Raw genomic sequence first — 16383 nt, 5'->3', positions numbered from 1 at the left:
TGACATACCCCCCTGCAAGTCCTTCCGAACCCCAGCCGACTCCTTTCAGAAGGCCCACATGGTGAGTGTTCAATCCCCTCCTGGTCGCGGTGAACTTCCCTACGCGCGCGTGCTGCTGCTGCCGGCCATAGCGATGGCCGCGGCGACCGGAGCCGCTGTCGCCCTGGTGACGGCGCCGGCCCGGCTCGCCGTCGGCTGGTGCGGTGGTATCGCCACCGTGCTGGTGATCGCGACGGCGGCCGAGGCGGTGCGCCGCGGCCGTGCCCTGCGCAAGCAGCGGGGTGAGCACGCCCGTCACACCGCGCATCTGGAACAGCGGATCGCGGCCCACGAGAACGAGTTGGTCCGCTTCTCGCGGCAGATCATCCCCGCGGCGCTCCGGCTGCTGAGCACCGGAGAATCCCCCAGGGAGGTGATTCGCAAGCTCGGCCTCGCCAACCCCGAGTACCGCGACCTGCCCGAGCCGCAGGCCGAGACGCTGCTGACGGTGCTGAAGATCGTCGACCGCGAAGTGACCATGCGTGACGCCGCCGCGCGCTCCTTCGTCAGTGTCGCCCGCCGCGTCCAGGCGATCATCCATCAGCAGGCCGAGGAACTCAGGGAGATGGAGGAGGACCACGGCCGCAACCCCGAGGTCTTCGACGACCTGCTGCGCATCGACCACGGCAACGCCCTGATCGGCCGCCTCGCCGACTCGGTCTCCGTCCTCGGCGGCGGCCGCCCCGGACGGCAGTGGCCCGAGCCGGTGTCCCTCTACAGCACCTTGCGCGGCGCCATGTCCCGCATCCTGGAGTACCGGCGCATCCAGCTGTCCTCCATCGCCAAGGTCAGCGTCAAGGGCATCTACGTCGAGCCGGTCATCCACGCCGCCGCCGAACTCCTCGACAACGCCACGCGCTACTCGCCGCCGCAGACCAAGGTGCACGTCACCGCCACCGAGGTGCAGACCGGCGTCTGCATCGAGATCGAGGACGGCGGTGTCAACCTCAACGAGGAGGCCCGCGCCCGGATCGAGGGCATGCTGGAGGCCGCCAAGGCGGGCGTCGACCTCCAGGACATCGGAGAGCACCCGCGCCTCGGCCTCGCCGTCGTCGGTCGCCTCTGCGCGGCGTACAACATGCAGGTCTCGCTGCGCGCCTCCGCGTACGGCGGAGTCCGCGCCATCCTCATCGTGCCGAGCGAGATGATCACCCACGAGCCCGGCGTCGGACTCGCCCACGGCATCGGCGCCACCGGCATCCCCATGCCGGTCGGCCTCCCCGAGGGGCCGAAGCGCACGCCGAAGAAGCGCCGCCCCACCAACCCGCGCATCCCGGAGACGGTCTCCCTGGAGGACGACGACGTCCCCGTGGTCACCGAGTGGACGCCGAACGGCCTGCCGCAGCGTCGCAGCCGGGTGAAGACGTCCCTCACCGAGCGGATCGCCCAGCAGGCCGCCTACGACCGGGAAGACCGGGAGGCCGCGGCACGAGGCGAGGCGAACCCCTGGGCTACACCCGAGCCCGAGCCCGCGCCCCTGCGCGACATGAACGCCCCCGACGCCCCCGGCAAGGGCCTCGAGGCGTTCTGGGAGGGGCTCAAGCAAGGCATCGAGCCCGGCACCCACCCCACCGACTTCATCCGGAACCCGACCAAGTACCTGCATCTGCTCAACGACCCGGCCCCCACCGAGGCCGATGACGAGGGGGACCTCAAGTGATCCAGCAGCGAGGCAACTTCGACTGGATGCTCAAGCAACTCGCCGACGGCGTACCGGGCATCGAGATGATCGTGGTGCTGTCGGCCGACGGTCTGCGCATCGCCCGCTACGGCGGCGAGCCCGACGCGGCCGACCGGGTCGCCGCGGCCTGCGCCGGCCTGCAGTCCCTCGCGGGCAGCGTCTGCCAGGAACTCACCGTCGGCGACGGCGAGATGAAGCTCGTCATGATCGAGATCGACCGCGGCTACTTCTACCTGATGAGCGCCGGAGCCAACGCCTTCCTCGCGGTGCTCTCCGACGTGCGGTGCGAACCCGGCCGGATGAGCGCGATGATGCGCGACCTCGTCGTCCGCATCGGCGGCCATCTGACCAGTCCGCCCCGGCGGAACGGGCAGATCGTATGACGCCTCCCCAACGCCAGAGGCGCGAGCCCGCCCCGGAACCGCCCAAGCCCCAGGAGGGCGAGGACAGGAACCCGGAGCGCATGTACGTGGTGGCCGGCCCGGACGGTGAACGGGCCGAGCTGGACCTGGTGACGTTAATCGTGGCGCGTGCCGCGGACCCACCGCCCTCAGCCTCGCCCGAGCAGGCGGCGTTGCTCCGGCTCTGCGCCGCCCCCCTGTCCGTGGCCGAGCTGTCGGCCTACCTCAGCCTGCCGTTCAGCGCGATGGGTGTGCTGATCACCGAGCTGCTGACGGCGGATCTGGTGACGGCACGCTCCCCGATCGTCCGCCAGGCGCTCCCCGACCGTTCCCTCCTCGAAGCGGTGATGAATGGACTTCAAAGGCTCTGACACCATCCCGGGCCCCCGGGCCGAGGACCAGTTGCCACACACGGCACAGGCCGCGGCCAAGATCGTGATCGTGGGCGGCTTCGGTGTCGGAAAGACGACCATGGTCGGCTCGGTCAGCGAGATCAAACCGCTGACCACCGAGGAGACCATGACGCAGGCGGGCATCGGTGTCGACGACAACTTCGGTTCCGCGTCCAAGACGGCCACCACCGTGGCGATGGACTTCGGCCGGATCAGCATCACCGACCAGCTCGTGCTGTACCTCTTCGGCACCCCCGGCCAGCAGCGCTTCTGGTTCCTGTGGAACGGCCTGTTCGAGGGCGCGCTCGGCGCGGTGGTGCTGGTCGACACCCGCCGTCTGGAGGTCAGCTTCGACGTCATGGGGCGCCTGGAGGAACGCGGCGTGCCGTTCGTGGTCGCCATCAACTCCTTCCCGGACGCGCCCCGTTACCCCATCGAGGAGCTGCGCACGGCGCTCGACCTCTCCCCGGACATTCCGATCATGGAGTGCGACGCGCGGCGGCGGGCCTCCAGCCGCGACGTCCTGATGACCCTCATGCGCTTCCTGCACTCGCTCGCCATGACGGGCTCGCTCACCTGATCCGTGTCCGTCCCACCCCACACCTCCCCCCCCCCAGACACCTGGAAAGCTTCGGAGCGACCACTGTGACGCCTGAATCCCACGCCTCGACGGGTACGGACACCCCTCTGCCCGGCCCGCCCCCCGGCTGCCCCGCGCACGGCCTCGGGCCCGGAGGGCTGCACCGGCTGCACGAGTCGGAGGACCTGGCAGGGCTGTACGAGCAGCTGCGGAAGGAGCACGGCCCCGTGGCGCCCGTGCTGCTCCACGACGACGTACCGATCTGGATCGTGCTCGGCCACGCCGAGAACCTGCACATGGTGCGCTCGCCCACGCAGTTCTGCCGGGACAGCCGGATCTGGACCCCGCTCAAGGACGGTCTGGTCAAGCCCGATCACCCGCTGATGCCGCACATCGCCTGGCAGCCCATCGCCTCGCATGCCGAGGGCGACGAGCACAAGCGGCTGCGCGGCGCGGTCCAGGGCGCCATCTCGACCATCGACTTCCGCAGCCTGCGCCGCTACATCAACCGCAGCACGCAGGCCATCGTCAACCGGTTCTGCGAGGAGGGCGAGGCCGACCTCGTCGGTCAGTTCGCCGAGCACCTGCCGATGGCGGTGATGTGCGAGATCCTCGGCATGCCCGACGAGTACAACGACCGTCTCGTCGAGGCCGCCCGTGACGCGCTCAAGGGCACCGACACGGCGATCGCCAGCCACTCCTACGTCATGGGCGCCCTGAGCCGGCTCACCGCCCGGCGCCGCGCCCGGCCGGAGGAGGACCTGGCCAGCTACCTGATCACCCACCCGGCCCGGCTGACCGACGACGAGGTCAGGGAGCACCTGCGCCTGGTGCTCTTCGCCGCCTACGAGGCCACCACCAACCTGCTGTCCAACGTGCTGCTCACGGTGCTGATCGACCCGCGCTTCCGGGCCCAGCTCAACGGTGGCCAGATGACGGTGCCGGAGGCGGTGGAGCAGTCGCTGTGGAACGAGCCGCCGTTCAGCACCGTCTTCGCCTACTTCGCCAAGCAGGAGACCGAGCTGGGCGGGCAGCGCATCCGCCGGGGCGACGGGCTGCTGTTCGCCCCGCTGCCGGCCAACGTCGACCCGCGGGTGCGGCCGGACCTGAAGGCGAGCATGCAGGGCAACCGGTCGCACCTCGCGTTCGGCGGCGGCCCGCACGAGTGCCCCGGCCAGGACATCGGCCGCTCCATCGCGGACGTCGGCGTCGACGCGCTGCTGATGCGGCTGCCGGACGTCGAACTCGACTGTGACGAGGACGAGTTGCACTGGACGGCGTCCATCGCCTCCCGGCACCTCGTGTCACTGCCGGTGACGTTCGCGCCCAAGCCGCCGCAGGACATCACGGAGACGCCGAACCACAACCACATCCCCGCCCAGCGCTCCGACTGGCAGATCGGCATCACGCAGCCGCAGCCGCAGCCGCAGCCGCAGCCGCAGCCCCAGCCCGTACAGGTCGCCGCCGCGCAGCCGCAGCCGGTCCCGGCCCAACCCCAGCCGGCCCCCGTACCGCCGCAGGCCCAGCCGGGCGCGGGGGAACCGGCCCGCCCCAAGGGCGTCTGGCAGCGCTTCCTGAGCTGGTGGCGCGGTTACTGACCGTCCGACGGGCCGTCGGACATCCCGGCGGCCCACCGGTCGTACGACGCCCAGGCTGCGAGCACCCGGCCGCTGCGGAACCGGTGTTCCTCGCCCGTGACCGGGTCGGTGAACTCCAGGGCCCGGGCCAGCAGTTGCAGCGGGCGCCGGAAGTCACCGGCCGGCACGGGAGCGGTGACCTCGGGGTAGAACGGGTCGCCGAGGATCGGCACGCCCAGCACGGTCATGTGCACGCGCAGCTGGTGGGTCTGCCCGGTGCCGGGCACGAGCCGGTACCGGGCGAGTCCGCCGGCCCTGTCCGGGCGGTGGTCGAGGAGCTCGACGCGGCTGACGGCGTTGGGCTCGCCCGGCACCTCCCGGGCGGTGAGCTCGCCGCGCTCCTTCACGATCCGGCTGCGCACGGTCCGGGGCAGGACGAGGCCGGGATCGTACGGGGCGACGGCCTCGTACTCCTTGCGCACGAGCCGGTCGCGGAAGAGTGTCTGGTACGCGCCGCGCTCCTCGGGGCGCACGGTGAACAGCACGAGTCCTGCGGTGAGCCGGTCCAGGCGGTGCGCGGCGGCGAGCGTGGGGATGTCCAGCTCGCGGCGCAGCCGGGCCAGCGCGGTCTCGGCGACATGGCTGCCGCGCGGGGTGGTGGCGAGGAAGTGGGGTTTGTCCACGACGACGATGTGCTCGTCCCGGTGCACGACCTCCAGCGGGAACGGCACCGGCACCTCGTCGGGCAGCTCCCGGTGGAACCACACGAACATCCCGGGCACGTACGGCGCGTCCGCCGGCACGGCCCGTCCGTCCGCCCTGACGACCAGCCCCGCGTCGAACATTCCGTCGACGACACCGTCACCGGCGCCCGAGAGCCGCTCCACCAGATGCTCACGCACCGTGGCCCACGCCCCCGCGGCGGGCAGCCGTACCCGCACCGGGTCCACCCCGTGGCGCTGCGGCAGGGGAGCGGGCGGGATACGCGTCTTCCGTCTCATCGCGGCCCAGCGTACGAGGCGGCCGGGCACCGGCGGAAAACCACTGGGGCCGCCCACCGCCCCCTTGACAGGATGTGGGCATGCCCTTCCTGATCAGCCCGGTCCTGACGGCCGAGGTCCTCACCGCCCGGCCCCAGCCCACCCTCGCCACCGGCGACGGACTCCTCCTGCGCCCCTGGCGGGCCGGAGACGCGCCCGCGGTGTACGAGGTCTTCCAGGACCCCGTGATGCACCAGTGGCACGCCCGGACCGCCGACTCCGAGGAGGAGGTCGCCGACTGGATCCGCGACTGGCATCAGGCGTGGGAGGAGCAGCGGGAGGCGCAGTGGGCCGTCGTCGACGCGGACTCCGACCGGCTGCTGGGGCGGGTGGCGCTGCGCGAGATACGGCTCGGCGACGGCACGGCGGAGGTGGCGTACTGGACCGTCCCGGCGGCACGCGGCCGGGGCGTCGCGGCCCGGGCCACGACCGCACTCGCCCACTGGGCGCTCGACGAGACCGGTTTCCACCGACTCGAACTGCTGCACGCCGTACGCAACGAGGCCTCCTGCAGGGTCGCCTCGCGGACCGGTTTCGCCCTCGAAGGCACGAAACGCAGCGCCATCCTGCACCCGGACGGCTGGCACGACATGCACCTGCACGCGCGCGTGCGGGGCGACTGACTGCGGCTTGCCAGGGGGGAGGGGGCTGGGTCACTGGCCTCGGCATCCGGGAGGGCCGGGGGAGTGGCCGAGGCATGCCTGGGGGGTCGGGGCCACGGGCTCCGGCACGCCGGAAGGGCCGGGGTGACCGACTGCGGCTTGCCGGGGGCGGAGCGACGGGTTGCGGCATGCCGGGATGGCTGGGCGACTGACCTGGCCACGCCCGGGATGGCCGGGGCGGCTCGACCGCCGCATGCGGGGGGGGGGGGGGGGGGGGGGGACTGGCCGCAGCAGGCTCCGGGGCCGGGGCCAGGGGCTGCAGCATGCCGGGCCAGCTGGGGCGACTGACCACGCCACGCCAGGATGGGACCGAGACGGCTGGGCGCAGCATGTCCGGAGGCCGGGCGGGGAACTGACCCTCAGATGCCGACAGGCACACCGTCAGACCGCACACGCCCGGCCCGGAGGGGACGCGCTGGCGTCGCTCAGGCGGCCGGGGTGTTCTCCTGCTCCGCCTCGATGCGGGCGTTCCACTCCCGCTTCGACGCCTGCCAGCCGTCCTCGTTGTGGCCGCGGCGCCAGTAGCCGGAGATCGACAGGTCCTCGCGCGCGATGCCGCGCTCGACGCGGAGCAGCCGGCGCAGCTCCTTCACGAAGTGCGCCTCGCCGTGCACGAAGGCGTGCACCCGGCCCTCGGGGAACGCGAGGCCCCGCACGGCCTCGACGAGTGCCTCGCCGAGCGGCCGGTCACCGCGGTGCAGCCAGACGACCTCCACGTCGGAGTCGATCTTCTGCTCCTCCTCGGGGCCGGAGACCTCGATGAAGGCGTGGGCCCTCGCCCCGCGCGGCAGTGCCTCCAGGGAGCGGGCGATCGCGGGCAGCGCGCTCTCGTCGCCGACGAGCAGGTGCCAGTCGGCGTCCGGGTCGGGCGCGTACGCCCCGCCGGGGCCCATGAACCACACGGTCTCGCCCGGCTGGACGCGCGCCGCCCACGGGCCGGCCAGGCCCTCGTCGCCGTGGATGACGAAGTCCAGCGTCAGCTCGCGGTGTTCGGCGTCCCACTGGCGCACCGTGTACGTCCGGGTCACCGGCCACTGGTCGCGCGGCAGCTCGTCGCGGACGCGCTGCATGTCGAAGGGCTCGGGATAGGTCACGCCCTCCGGCGGGAACAGCAGCTTCACATAGTGGTCGGTGCACGCGCCCACCGCGAAGTCGGCGAGGCCCTCGCCACCGAGCACCACGCGCTGCATGTGCGGGGTCAGCCGCTCGGTGCGGACGACCTGAGCGGAGTGGGGCTTGCGCGGCTGGCGTCCCGGTCGCTCTGCCATGAGGACCTCCCTGATTCGCATAGTTAGGCTTACCTAAGCTAGCACCTCGCCCCCGCGTGACACCTCTCGGACGCCAAGTTGCTGGGGGCCACCGGTCTCAGGAGAGTCGTCGGCCCCAGCACCGGTCACACCGCGAGCGTCGTCAGCAGGCGCTCCAGTGACCCGCCCAGTCCCCAGCGGGCCGCCAGTGCCTCCAGCTCCGCAGGGTCGCGCGGCGTCCGCGGCACCGCCGTCGTGACGTCCGGCAGCGGCACGTCGGCCGCGACCCGGACCACCTTCGGCGCGACCGCGAGATACGGGCGCGCCTCGTCCAGCCGCCTGCGCTGCGTCGGCGTCAGCTTCGACCCCCGGTCCTCCACCGCCGCCAGGATCCCGGCCAGATCCCCGAACTCCGCCAGCAGCTTGGCGGCCGTCTTCTCGCCGATGCCCGGCACGCCCGGCAGGCCGTCGCTGGGGTCGCCGCGCAGCAGGGCCAGATCCGCGTACCCGCTGCCGTCGACCCCATACTTCCCACGGAGCCATGCCTCATCGGTGAGCTGCAGCGTGCCCACGCCCTTCAGCGGGTACAGCACGCGCACCCCGCGCGCGTCGTCCACCAGCTGGTACAGGTCGCGGTCGCCCGTGACGATGTCGACCGGGCCCTTCGCCCGCGCCGTGAACGTGCCGATCACGTCGTCGGCCTCGTATCCCGCGACGCCCACGCGCGCGATGCCCACCGCGTCCAGCACCGCCTCGATGACCGGGACCTGCGGTGACAGCGTGTCCGGCACCTCCTCCTCGTCCGGGCCGGCCGCGTGCTCCTCGGCGACGCGGTGGGCCTTGTAGGAGGGGATCAGCTCCACCCGCCAGTGCGGCCGCCAGTCGGCGTCCATGCAGGCCACGAGGTGGTCCGGGCGGTGGTCCCGGACCAGGCGGTCGATGAAGTCGAGCAGCCCGCGCACGGCGTTCACCGGCGTGCCGTCCGGTGCCTTCACCGAGTCCGGGACGCCGAAGTAGGCGCGGAAGTACAACGAGGCGGTGTCGAGGAGCATCAGTCGTCCGGTCACGTCACGCATCATGCCGTACGCCACCGACAGCGACATGCCTCATATGTGACGCGCCCCACTTGTGCGTTTGGGATCCGGAATCGAGGGGAGGCGCCGCCCCGCAGCGAGGCTGGTTGCGCAATTCAACTTTTGCGCCCTGCCCTCGCTCTGTTCTATTGCCGTCCAAATCGAGGTGCACGTGTCCGCAAGGCTTCAGGCAGAGAGCCTGTACAAAGTGTTCGGCAGGAGACCGGATCAGGCGGTCGAGCGGCTCCGCGCCGGGGCCGGCCGGGAGGAGCTGCGCGCCGAGGGCGCGACCGCCGCCGTCATCGACGCGTCCTTCACCGTCGAGCCCGGCCAGATCTTCGTCGTCATGGGCCTGTCCGGCTCCGGCAAGTCCACCCTGCTGCGCATGCTGAACGGCCTGCTGGAGCCGACCGCCGGACATGTGCGCTTCGACGGCCAGGACCTGACCACGCTCGGCGACCGCGAGCTGCGCGCCGTCCGCTCCAAGAAGATCAGCATGGTGTTCCAGCACTTCGCGCTCTTCCCGCACCGCAGCGTCCGCGAGAACGCCGCCTACGGTCTGGAAGTGCAGGGCGTGCCCCGCGCCGAGCGCGTACGCCGCGCCGACGAGGCGCTCGCCCTGTGCGGCCTGGCCGGCTGGGAGAAGTCCTGGCCCGACGAGCTGTCCGGCGGCATGCAGCAGCGCGTCGGTCTCGCCCGCGCGCTCGCCACCGACGCCGACCTGCTGCTGATGGACGAGTCCTTCAGCGCCCTCGACCCGCTGATCCGCCGCGACATGCAGGACCAGCTGCTGGAGCTCCAGCAGAAGCTGAAGAAGACGATCGTCTTCATCACCCACGACCTGAACGAGGCCATGCGCCTCGGCGACCGCATCGCCGTCATGCGCGACGGCGAGATCGTGCAGATCGGCACCGCGCAGGACATCCTGCTGCGGCCGGAGAACGACTACGTCGCCTCCTTCACCCAGGACGTCGACCGCTCCCGCGTGCTGACCACCGGCGAGCTCATGGACACCTCGGTCACCGGCGACGACCCCGGCTGCCACTGCGAGACCGCCACGGCCGACACCCCGTTCACGGAGCTGTGCGCGATCAGCGCCCGGCTCTCCCACCCCGTCTCGGTCGTGGACGAGGACAACAAGCTGATCGGTGTCGTCCCCCGGCAGCGCCTGGTCGGCTTCCTCGGAGACGAGCAGGACACCACCCCGGAGCCCTGCGACTCCCCGCGGGACGCGGGCGGAGAGAAGGTGACCGCCCGTGCCTAGGATTCAGCTCGGCACCTGGGTCAACGACGCTGTCGACTGGCTCACCACCCACATGGGGTGGCTGTTCGACTTCTGCAAGACCGTCTTCCTCGGCCTCTACGACGGCATCAACGCCGTCCTTCAGGCTCCCCAACCGCTGCTCCTCGCGGGCATCTTCGCCGTGATCGCCTTCTGGCTGCGCGGCACCCTCGCCGGTGTCCTCACCTTCGCGGGATTCGCGTTCATCGACTCCCTCGACCTGTGGGAGAACGCGATGATCACCCTGACGCTCGTCCTCGTGGCGACCGTCATCGCGCTGGTGATCTCCATACCGGTGGGCATCTGGGCGGCCCGCTCGGACCGCGTCAGCGGTCTGGTCCGGCCCGTCCTGGACTTCATGCAGACGCTGCCCGCGATGGTCTACCTCATCCCGGCGATCCTCTTCTTCGGCACCGGCGCCTCCGCCGGCATCGTCGCCACCCTGATCTTCGCGCTCGCCCCGGGCGTGCGCATGACCGAACTCGGCATCCGCCAGGTCGACAGGGAACTGGTCGAGGCCGCCGACGCGTTCGGCACCACACCCCGCAACATCCTGCTGCGCGTCCAGCTGCCCCTCGCCCTGCCCACGGTCATGGCCGGCGTCAACCAGGTCATCATGCTCGGCCTGTCCATGGCCGCCATCGCCGGCATGGTCGGCACCGGCGGTCTCGGCGGCGACGTCAACCAGGCCATCGGCCAGCTCAACGTCGGCCTGGGCGCCGAGGCCGGTGTCGGCATCGTGATCCTGGCGATCTACCTCGACCGCATGACCAGCGCGCTGGGCACCCAGGTCTCCCCGCTCGGCCGCCGCGCCGCCGCCCGGCTGCGCGCCGCCCAGGGGCTGAAGATCTGGTCGTACCGGCCCCGCCCGGCCGTCGCCGTGATCGGCGTCGTCGTGCTCGCCCTCGTCTCCGGCGGCATGGGCGTCTTCGGCAGTGCCGGCACCGGCTCCACCGCCGCGGCCGGCAGCAAGGACGTCGGCCAGGGCAAGAAGATCAGCATCGGCTACATCCCCTGGGACGAGGGCGTCGCCTCCACCTTCCTCTGGAAGGAGGTCCTGGAGCAGCGCGGCTACCAGGTCGAGGCCAAGCAGCTCGACGCCGGCCCGCTGTACACCTCGCTCGCGCAGGGCGACGTCGACTTCCAGACGGACGCCTGGCTGCCGACGACCCACGCCCAGTACTGGAAGAAGTACGGCAAGCAGCTCGACGACCTGGGCGCCTGGTACGACAAGACGTCCCTGGAGCTCTCCGTGCCCTCCTACATGAAGGGCGTCGACTCCCTGGCGGACCTCAAGGGCAAGGCGTCCGAGTTCGGCGGCAAGATCACCGGCATCGAGTCCAGCGCCGGCGAGATGGCCCTGCTCAAGAGCAAGGTCCTCAAGGAGTACGGCCTGGACAAGGAGTACAAGGTCGTCGACAGCTCCACGCCCGCGATGCTGGCCGAGCTGAAGCGCGCGTACGCCGAGAAGGAGCCGATCGTCGTCACGCTCTGGTCGCCGCACTGGGCGTACAACGACTACAAGCTGAAGAAGCTCAAGGACACCAAGGGCGCCTGGGGTGCAGGCGACGGCGTGCACACGCTGGCCCGCAAGGGCTTCGCGGACGACGACCCGACGGTCGCCGGCTGGCTGAAGAAGTTCAAGATGAGCGAGAAGGAGCTCACCAGCCTCGAAGCCGAGATCAACAAGGCCGGCAAGGGCAATCAGCAGGAGGCCGTCCGCGCCTGGCTGAAGCAGCACCCCGGCTACGTCGACAAGCTCGCCCCGGTGAAGGGAGCCGGCGGCGGCACGCCCGCCGAGGCGAAGCGACCGCTGGACGTGGCGTGGTTCCCCTGGGACGAGGACATCGCCGTCACCTACCTGTGGAAGAACGTCCTGGAGCGGCGCGGCTACAAGCTGAACCTCAAGCAGATGGACGTCGGCCCCGTCTACACGGGTCTGGCCTCGGGCGACCTCGACCTCAACTTCGACGCCTGGCTGCCCTACGCCCAGAAGAACTACTGGGACAAGAACAAGGACCGGCTCAAGGACCTCGGCACCTGGTACGAACCGACCTCCCTGGAGATCGCCGTACCGTCCTACGTCAAGGGCGTCGACTCCCTGGAGGACCTCAAGGGCAAGGCCGGCACCTTCGACGGGAAGATCATCGGCATCGAGCCCGGCACCGGCGAGATGGACCTGCTGAAGAACAAGGTCCTGCCCGGCTACGGCCTCGACAAGGAGTACGAGGCCGTCGACGGCTCCACCCCGGCCATGCTGGCCGAGCTGAAGCGCGCGTACGCCAAGAAGGAGCCGATCGCCGTCACGCTCTGGTCGCCCCACTGGGCATACAGCGACTACGAGCTGACCAAGCTGAAGGACCCCAAGAAGGCCTTCGGCGAGGGCAACACGATCCGCACCATCTCCAACGAGAAGTTCCCCGAGGAGTACCCGCAGCTCACGAAGTGGATCAAGAACTTCAAGATGAGCGAGGCCGAGCTCGGCAGCCTGGAGAGCGAGATCAAGAACCGCGGCCAGGGCCATGAGGAAGAGGCCGTCGCCGCGTGGCTGAAGCAGCACCCCGACATGGTGGAGCGCATGACGCCGCAGTGAGGCCCGGTACGGGGCGGGACGCGACACACCGCGTCCCGCCCCGTACGCGTACCCTCATCCGTACCCGGACCCGACCCGGGGCAGGACCCACGAACAGGATCCGGACAACCACAGAACGCTACGCCACCCCCTGAACCCCTTCTCCCCGCCTGTTCCTCCCGTAGGGGGAACGCGCGCGTCGCCCCCGAGGACGGCGCAGCCCCTGGCGCGAAGTGTGAGGTCGCACGCCGTCCGTTCCGGCGTCGATGTGACAGGCGCATGCACCGGTTCGCCGAACATGCGTAGGGTGCAGACAACTCAACACGAGCAGTGCGCCGGACCACCGGCGTACCGGGACCGGATCGACGGGCGAAGGAGGGAGCCGGAGCGATGGGCGACCACAAAGAGCAGCCCCTTCGGGTGGGCGCGGCCGTGCGGCGGCGCCGCCGCGCGCTGGAGCTCACTCTCGCCGTCGTGGCCGAGCGCAGCGGCCTGTCGGTCCCGTTCCTCAGCCAGGTCGAGAACGACCGGGCGCGGCCCAGCACGAGTTCCCTGGAGAAGGTCGCCGACGCCCTGCGCACCACGGCGGTCGAGCTCCTCGCCGCGGCCGACCCGGCGTGCAGCGTGGACGTCGTGCGCGCCGACGACACCGAACCGCTGCCCCGTCCCCGGACCCGGTCCCTGGTGCGCGGCCACCACCAGATGCACGCCTCCGAGTTCACCGGCGACCACGACGCCGGCCGTGAATTCCAGTACCGCAACGACCAGTTGATGTACGTCGCCGACGGCGCCGTGGAGATCGAGGCGGAGGGCCGCGCCTACCGGCTCGGCCGCGGGGACACGCTGTACCTCACCGGCGGTGTGCGGCACCGCTGGCGGGCGGCGGAGTCCGACACCCGGGTGATCGTCGTCGCCGTGGCCGAACACATCGAGGCGGTCCGGGACCGGCCCCGCCGGTGAGGGTCGTCTCGCTGGTCCCGTCGCTGACCGAGGCCGTGACCCGGTCGGCGCCCGGCGCCCTGGCCGGCGCCACCGACTGGTGCACGCATCCGCCCGGCCTCGACGTCGTACGCGTCGGCGGCACGAAGAACCCGAAGACCGACCGGATCGTCTCCCTCGCTCCCGACCTGGTGATCGCCAACGAGGAGGAGAACCGCGCACCCGACCTCGCGGCCCTGCGCGCGGCGGGCGTCGAGGTCCTGGTGACGGAGATCCGGGACGTGCCGCAGGCCTTCCGGGAACTGGCCCGGGTCCTGGACGCCTGCGGGGTGGCGGCCCGCCCGCGCTGGCTGGACGAGGCGGAGGAGACCTGGTCGTCCCTGCCGCCGCCTCCGGCCCGTCTGACGGCGGTCGTGCCGATCTGGCGCCGTCCGTGGATGGTGCTGGGCCGTGACACCTTCGCGGGCGACGTCCTGGCCCGTCTCGGCGTCGACCACGTGCACGCGACGCACCCCGACCGCTACCCGCGCGTCCCGCTGGAGGAACTCCGCGCCGCCGCGCCGGACATGGTGGTCCTTCCTGACGAGCCCTACCGCTTCACCGCGGACGACGGCCCGGAGGCCTTCCCCGGCCTGCCCTGCGCGCTCGTCAGCGGACGGCACCTGACGTGGTACGGACCGTCGCTGGCCGAGGCGCCACGGGTACTGGGCCGGGCCCTGCGAGCAGCTCGCCCCTGAGCAGCCCGCGCACGGTGCCCACGGCGGCCGTGGCCCACGCGGCGACCAGCAGCGCGTACAGCGCGAGAGCCGGCCCCGTGTAGGCCACGAGTCCGGTGTGGCGGCCGAGTGCCTCGGCGCCCGTGACACAGGTGCCGACCGGGAAGGTGAACGACCACCAGGTCATCGAGAACCGCATCCCGTGCCGCCGGGCGCGCAGCACATGGGCGGTGGCGAGGCAGAACCACAGCAGCGCGAACCCCATCACGGGCACGCCGTACAGCACGGCGAGGACACCGAAACCCTGGCTGTACGGCGCCGGCACGACCCCGGGGGCGACGTCCGCGAACGCGCCGACGGCGGTCGTGGACTGCCCGAGCGGCCCGAGCACCAGGAACAGCGTCGGGGTGAGGGCGAGCGGCAGCGGACCGCCGGTGATCAGCCGCCCGAAGACCAGCGGCAGCATGACCAGGGTCGCGAGCAGGCTCAGCCCGAACAGCGCGACGCAGCCGAGGAGCAGCGTCTCCCGGGCCTGACCGGGCGGCAGATGCGGCACCAGCGGCGGCCCGACGGCGGCCGACACCATCGGCGCGACCAGCGGCAGCAGCCACACGGGCGTGGCCTGTCCCGGCTCGGCCCGGTGGCGTACGGCCATCAGATACGGCACCGCGACGGCGGCGGCCAGCCCGAGCGCCGTACCGGCGCCGAACAGGACGGCGTCGAGCGCCACGGCCGCCCGCACGCCGATCCAGTCCCGGCCGACGCCGAGGGCACCGCCGCCGACGGCGAGCAGGGCCATGGCGAGGCAGCCGTAGAAGGGAGCCGTCGCCGGGTCGAGAAGGTGGGCGCGAGCCTGGTCCCGGTGGTGGACCCAGTGCGCGGCCCGGGCGCAGAGCAGGGTGACGAGGAGGACCAGCGAGAGAGCCCAGACACCGGCCGGCGCGCCACGCAGGCCGGGGTGGTGCGGCGACAGGGCGGTCCCGGCGGTGGCGACGACGGCGGTGCCCATGACCGTGGCGTACCAGTTGGGTCCGAGGTGACGGACGGAGACAGCGCGCGGAAGGGGCCGGGCCGGCTGGGCTGCGGTGACCATGACTCCCACGGTCGGGCCGTGGGCACCCCACCGCCAGGGAGCATGTCTCTATGGCGACATAAGCTGGATTTATGAGCAGGAGCGAAGAGCAGGGTGAGGTCCCGGCCGGAGGGTCTCTCGCGCACCGGGTGCCGGATCTGGGCGGCCTTGAGCTGCTGCTGGCGGTGGCCCGGCTCGGGAGCCTCGGCGGGGCGGCGCGGGAACTCGGCATCACCCAGCCCGCGGCCAGCAGCCGGATCCGGTCGATGGAGCGGCAGCTCGGCGTGGCGCTGGTCGACCGCTCACCGCGCGGGTCCCGGCTCACGGACGCCGGTGCGCTGGTGACGGACTGGGCGCGGCGGATCGTCGAGGCGGCGGAGGCGTTCGACGTGGGGGCGCAAGCGCTGCGCGACCGGCGCGACTCGCGGTTGCGGGTGGCGGCGAGCATGACGATCGCCGAGTATCTGCTGCCCGGCTGGCTGCTCGCGCTGCGCGCCCAGCGGCCCGACACGGCGGTGTCCCTGCATGCCGGGAACTCGACGGTGGTCGCGGAGCGGCTGCTGGCGGACGAGGCGGACCTGGGGTTCGTCGAGGGGCTGACGGTCCCCACGGGGCTGGACTCGGTGGTCATCGCCCATGACCGGCTGATCGTGGTCACGGCTCCTGCCCATCCGTGGGCCCGGCGGCGGCGTTCCCTGGCCGCGGAGGAACTGGCGTCGACGCCGCTGATCCTGCGCGAGAAGGGCTCCGGCACCCGTCAGGTCCTGGACGCGGCGTTGGGCGGGCTGGCCCGGCCGCTGATCGAGTTGTCGTCCACGACGGCGGTCAAGGCGGCGGCGGTGAGTGGGGCGGGGCCGGCGGTGCTGAGTGAACTGGCGGTGGGGGAGGAGTTGGCGATGCGGCGGCTGGTGCGGGTGCCGGTGGAGGGGGTCGCGCTGGCGCGGGACCTCCGGGCGGTGTGGCCGACGGGGCATCGCCCTACCGGGCCGGCGCGGGATCTGCTGTCGCTGACGCGCGGGTAGTTTCCTCGCCCCCGCCGCCCCTACCCGTCCCATCCCCAGGGGCTCCGCCCCTTCGACCCCGCCAGGGGGCTCCGCCCCCTGGACCCCC

At 71.9% G+C, this 16383-nt stretch carries 15 protein-coding genes; 11 read left to right on the top strand and 4 right to left on the bottom strand.

Translation table 11 applies throughout. The features are described 5' to 3' along the window. Window positions 1-58 precede the first annotated feature (58 nt). From QF034_RS07585 to QF034_RS07565, 5 genes are all read left to right on the top strand, one after another. Window positions 59-1699 carry a sensor histidine kinase gene (locus QF034_RS07585; RefSeq protein WP_307174197.1) on the top strand — a complete coding sequence of 547 codons (1641 nt, stop codon included), beginning with the start codon at window positions 59-61 and terminating at the stop codon, window positions 1697-1699. Next, window positions 1696-2103 carry a roadblock/LC7 domain-containing protein gene (locus tag QF034_RS07580; protein ID WP_031141974.1) on the top strand — a complete coding sequence of 136 codons (408 nt, stop codon included), beginning with the start codon at window positions 1696-1698 and terminating at the stop codon, window positions 2101-2103. Before QF034_RS07585 ends, QF034_RS07580 begins: the two co-directional genes overlap by 4 nt. After that, complete coding sequence (locus QF034_RS07575; RefSeq protein WP_307174196.1) at window positions 2100-2492, top strand: DUF742 domain-containing protein; 393 nt, start codon at window positions 2100-2102, stop codon at window positions 2490-2492. The genes QF034_RS07580 and QF034_RS07575 overlap by 4 nt, the downstream gene beginning before the upstream one ends. Then, window positions 2473-3093, top strand: coding sequence for a GTP-binding protein (locus QF034_RS07570; RefSeq protein WP_010045315.1), 621 nt, complete (start codon window positions 2473-2475; stop codon window positions 3091-3093). Before QF034_RS07575 ends, QF034_RS07570 begins: the two co-directional genes overlap by 20 nt. Before the next feature lie 65 nt (window positions 3094-3158). Further along, window positions 3159-4691 (top strand): cytochrome P450, encoded by a 1533-nt coding sequence (locus QF034_RS07565; RefSeq protein WP_307174195.1) that lies wholly within the window; start codon window positions 3159-3161, stop codon window positions 4689-4691. Here the strand turns inward: QF034_RS07565 and QF034_RS07560 are convergent. Further along, window positions 4685-5671, bottom strand: a complete 987-nt coding sequence (locus QF034_RS07560; protein WP_307174194.1) for an RluA family pseudouridine synthase — start codon at window positions 5669-5671, stop codon at window positions 4685-4687. The two genes, QF034_RS07565 and QF034_RS07560, sit on opposite strands and share 7 nt — an antisense overlap. An 80-nt stretch (window positions 5672-5751) precedes the next feature. On the opposite strand from QF034_RS07560, the gene QF034_RS07555 reads away from it, so the two are divergent. Beyond that, window positions 5752-6333, top strand: a complete 582-nt coding sequence (locus tag QF034_RS07555; RefSeq protein WP_307174193.1) for a GNAT family N-acetyltransferase — start codon at window positions 5752-5754, stop codon at window positions 6331-6333. Between the two features lie 464 nt (window positions 6334-6797). Here the strand turns inward: QF034_RS07555 and QF034_RS07550 are convergent, their stop codons facing one another. Both QF034_RS07550 and QF034_RS07545 read right to left on the bottom strand, forming a co-directional pair. Continuing rightward, entirely contained in the window at window positions 6798-7640 is an 843-nt protein-coding gene (locus QF034_RS07550; RefSeq protein ID WP_307174192.1) for a siderophore-interacting protein, read from the bottom strand. Between the two features lie 125 nt (window positions 7641-7765). Next, window positions 7766-8695: a 5'-3' exonuclease gene (locus tag QF034_RS07545; RefSeq protein WP_307179826.1), complete on the bottom strand. Its 930-nt coding sequence runs from the start codon at window positions 8693-8695 to the stop codon at window positions 7766-7768. A 169-nt stretch (window positions 8696-8864) separates the two neighbouring features. Here QF034_RS07545 and QF034_RS07540 point away from each other — a divergent pair, with 169 nt between their 5' ends. From QF034_RS07540 to QF034_RS07525, 4 genes are all read left to right on the top strand, one after another. Continuing rightward, window positions 8865-9956 carry a quaternary amine ABC transporter ATP-binding protein gene (locus QF034_RS07540; protein ID WP_307174191.1) on the top strand — a complete coding sequence of 364 codons (1092 nt, stop codon included), beginning with the start codon at window positions 8865-8867 and terminating at the stop codon, window positions 9954-9956. Beyond that, on the top strand, window positions 9949-12567 hold the full coding sequence (locus QF034_RS07535; RefSeq protein WP_307174190.1) for an ABC transporter permease/substrate binding protein: 2619 nt from the start codon (window positions 9949-9951) through the stop codon (window positions 12565-12567). Before QF034_RS07540 ends, QF034_RS07535 begins: the two co-directional genes overlap by 8 nt. A 369-nt stretch (window positions 12568-12936) precedes the next feature. Then, on the top strand, window positions 12937-13506 hold the full coding sequence (locus QF034_RS07530) for a helix-turn-helix domain-containing protein (protein WP_307174189.1): 570 nt from the start codon (window positions 12937-12939) through the stop codon (window positions 13504-13506). Next, window positions 13503-14222 carry a helical backbone metal receptor gene (locus QF034_RS07525; RefSeq protein WP_307174188.1) on the top strand — a complete coding sequence of 240 codons (720 nt, stop codon included), beginning with the start codon at window positions 13503-13505 and terminating at the stop codon, window positions 14220-14222. Before QF034_RS07530 ends, QF034_RS07525 begins: the two co-directional genes overlap by 4 nt. On the opposite strand, the gene QF034_RS07520 is transcribed toward QF034_RS07525, so the two are convergent. Then, window positions 14134-15294 carry a TDT family transporter gene (locus QF034_RS07520; RefSeq protein WP_307174187.1) on the bottom strand — a complete coding sequence of 387 codons (1161 nt, stop codon included), beginning with the start codon at window positions 15292-15294 and terminating at the stop codon, window positions 14134-14136. The genes QF034_RS07525 and QF034_RS07520 overlap by 89 nt on opposite strands. Before the next feature lie 71 nt (window positions 15295-15365). Here QF034_RS07520 and QF034_RS07515 point away from each other — a divergent pair, with 71 nt between their 5' ends. Then, window positions 15366-16295 carry a LysR family transcriptional regulator gene (locus QF034_RS07515; RefSeq protein WP_307174186.1) on the top strand — a complete coding sequence of 310 codons (930 nt, stop codon included), beginning with the start codon at window positions 15366-15368 and terminating at the stop codon, window positions 16293-16295. Window positions 16296-16383: the final 88 nt, after the last annotated feature.

Origin of the sequence: Streptomyces africanus, from assembly GCF_030816955.1 — a bacterium.
GTDB lineage: Bacteria > Actinomycetota > Actinomycetes > Streptomycetales > Streptomycetaceae > Streptomyces > Streptomyces africanus.
Note: the sequence above shows the minus strand (reverse complement) of the source record. Positions and strands in the feature narration are given on the sequence as shown.

What these genes read in the sequence shown, in the direction of transcription:
- QF034_RS07585 (WP_307174197.1), top strand. Translation starts at nt 59, where the DNA reads ATGGTGAGTGTTCAATCCCCTCCTGGTCGCGGTGAACTTCCCTACGCG.
- QF034_RS07575 (WP_307174196.1), top strand. Translation starts at nt 2,100, where the DNA reads ATGACGCCTCCCCAACGCCAGAGGCGCGAGCCCGCCCCGGAACCGCCC.
- QF034_RS07570 (WP_010045315.1), top strand. Translation starts at nt 2,473, where the DNA reads ATGGACTTCAAAGGCTCTGACACCATCCCGGGCCCCCGGGCCGAGGAC.
- QF034_RS07560 (WP_307174194.1), bottom strand. Translation starts at nt 5,671, where the DNA reads ATGAGACGGAAGACGCGTATCCCGCCCGCTCCCCTGCCGCAGCGCCAC.
- QF034_RS07555 (WP_307174193.1), top strand. Translation starts at nt 5,752, where the DNA reads ATGCCCTTCCTGATCAGCCCGGTCCTGACGGCCGAGGTCCTCACCGCC.
- QF034_RS07550 (WP_307174192.1), bottom strand. Translation starts at nt 7,640, where the DNA reads ATGGCAGAGCGACCGGGACGCCAGCCGCGCAAGCCCCACTCCGCTCAG.
- QF034_RS07545 (WP_307179826.1), bottom strand. Translation starts at nt 8,695, where the DNA reads ATGCGTGACGTGACCGGACGACTGATGCTCCTCGACACCGCCTCGTTG.
- QF034_RS07530 (WP_307174189.1), top strand. Translation starts at nt 12,937, where the DNA reads ATGGGCGACCACAAAGAGCAGCCCCTTCGGGTGGGCGCGGCCGTGCGG.
- QF034_RS07520 (WP_307174187.1), bottom strand. Translation starts at nt 15,294, where the DNA reads ATGGTCACCGCAGCCCAGCCGGCCCGGCCCCTTCCGCGCGCTGTCTCC.
- QF034_RS07515 (WP_307174186.1), top strand. Translation starts at nt 15,366, where the DNA reads ATGAGCAGGAGCGAAGAGCAGGGTGAGGTCCCGGCCGGAGGGTCTCTC.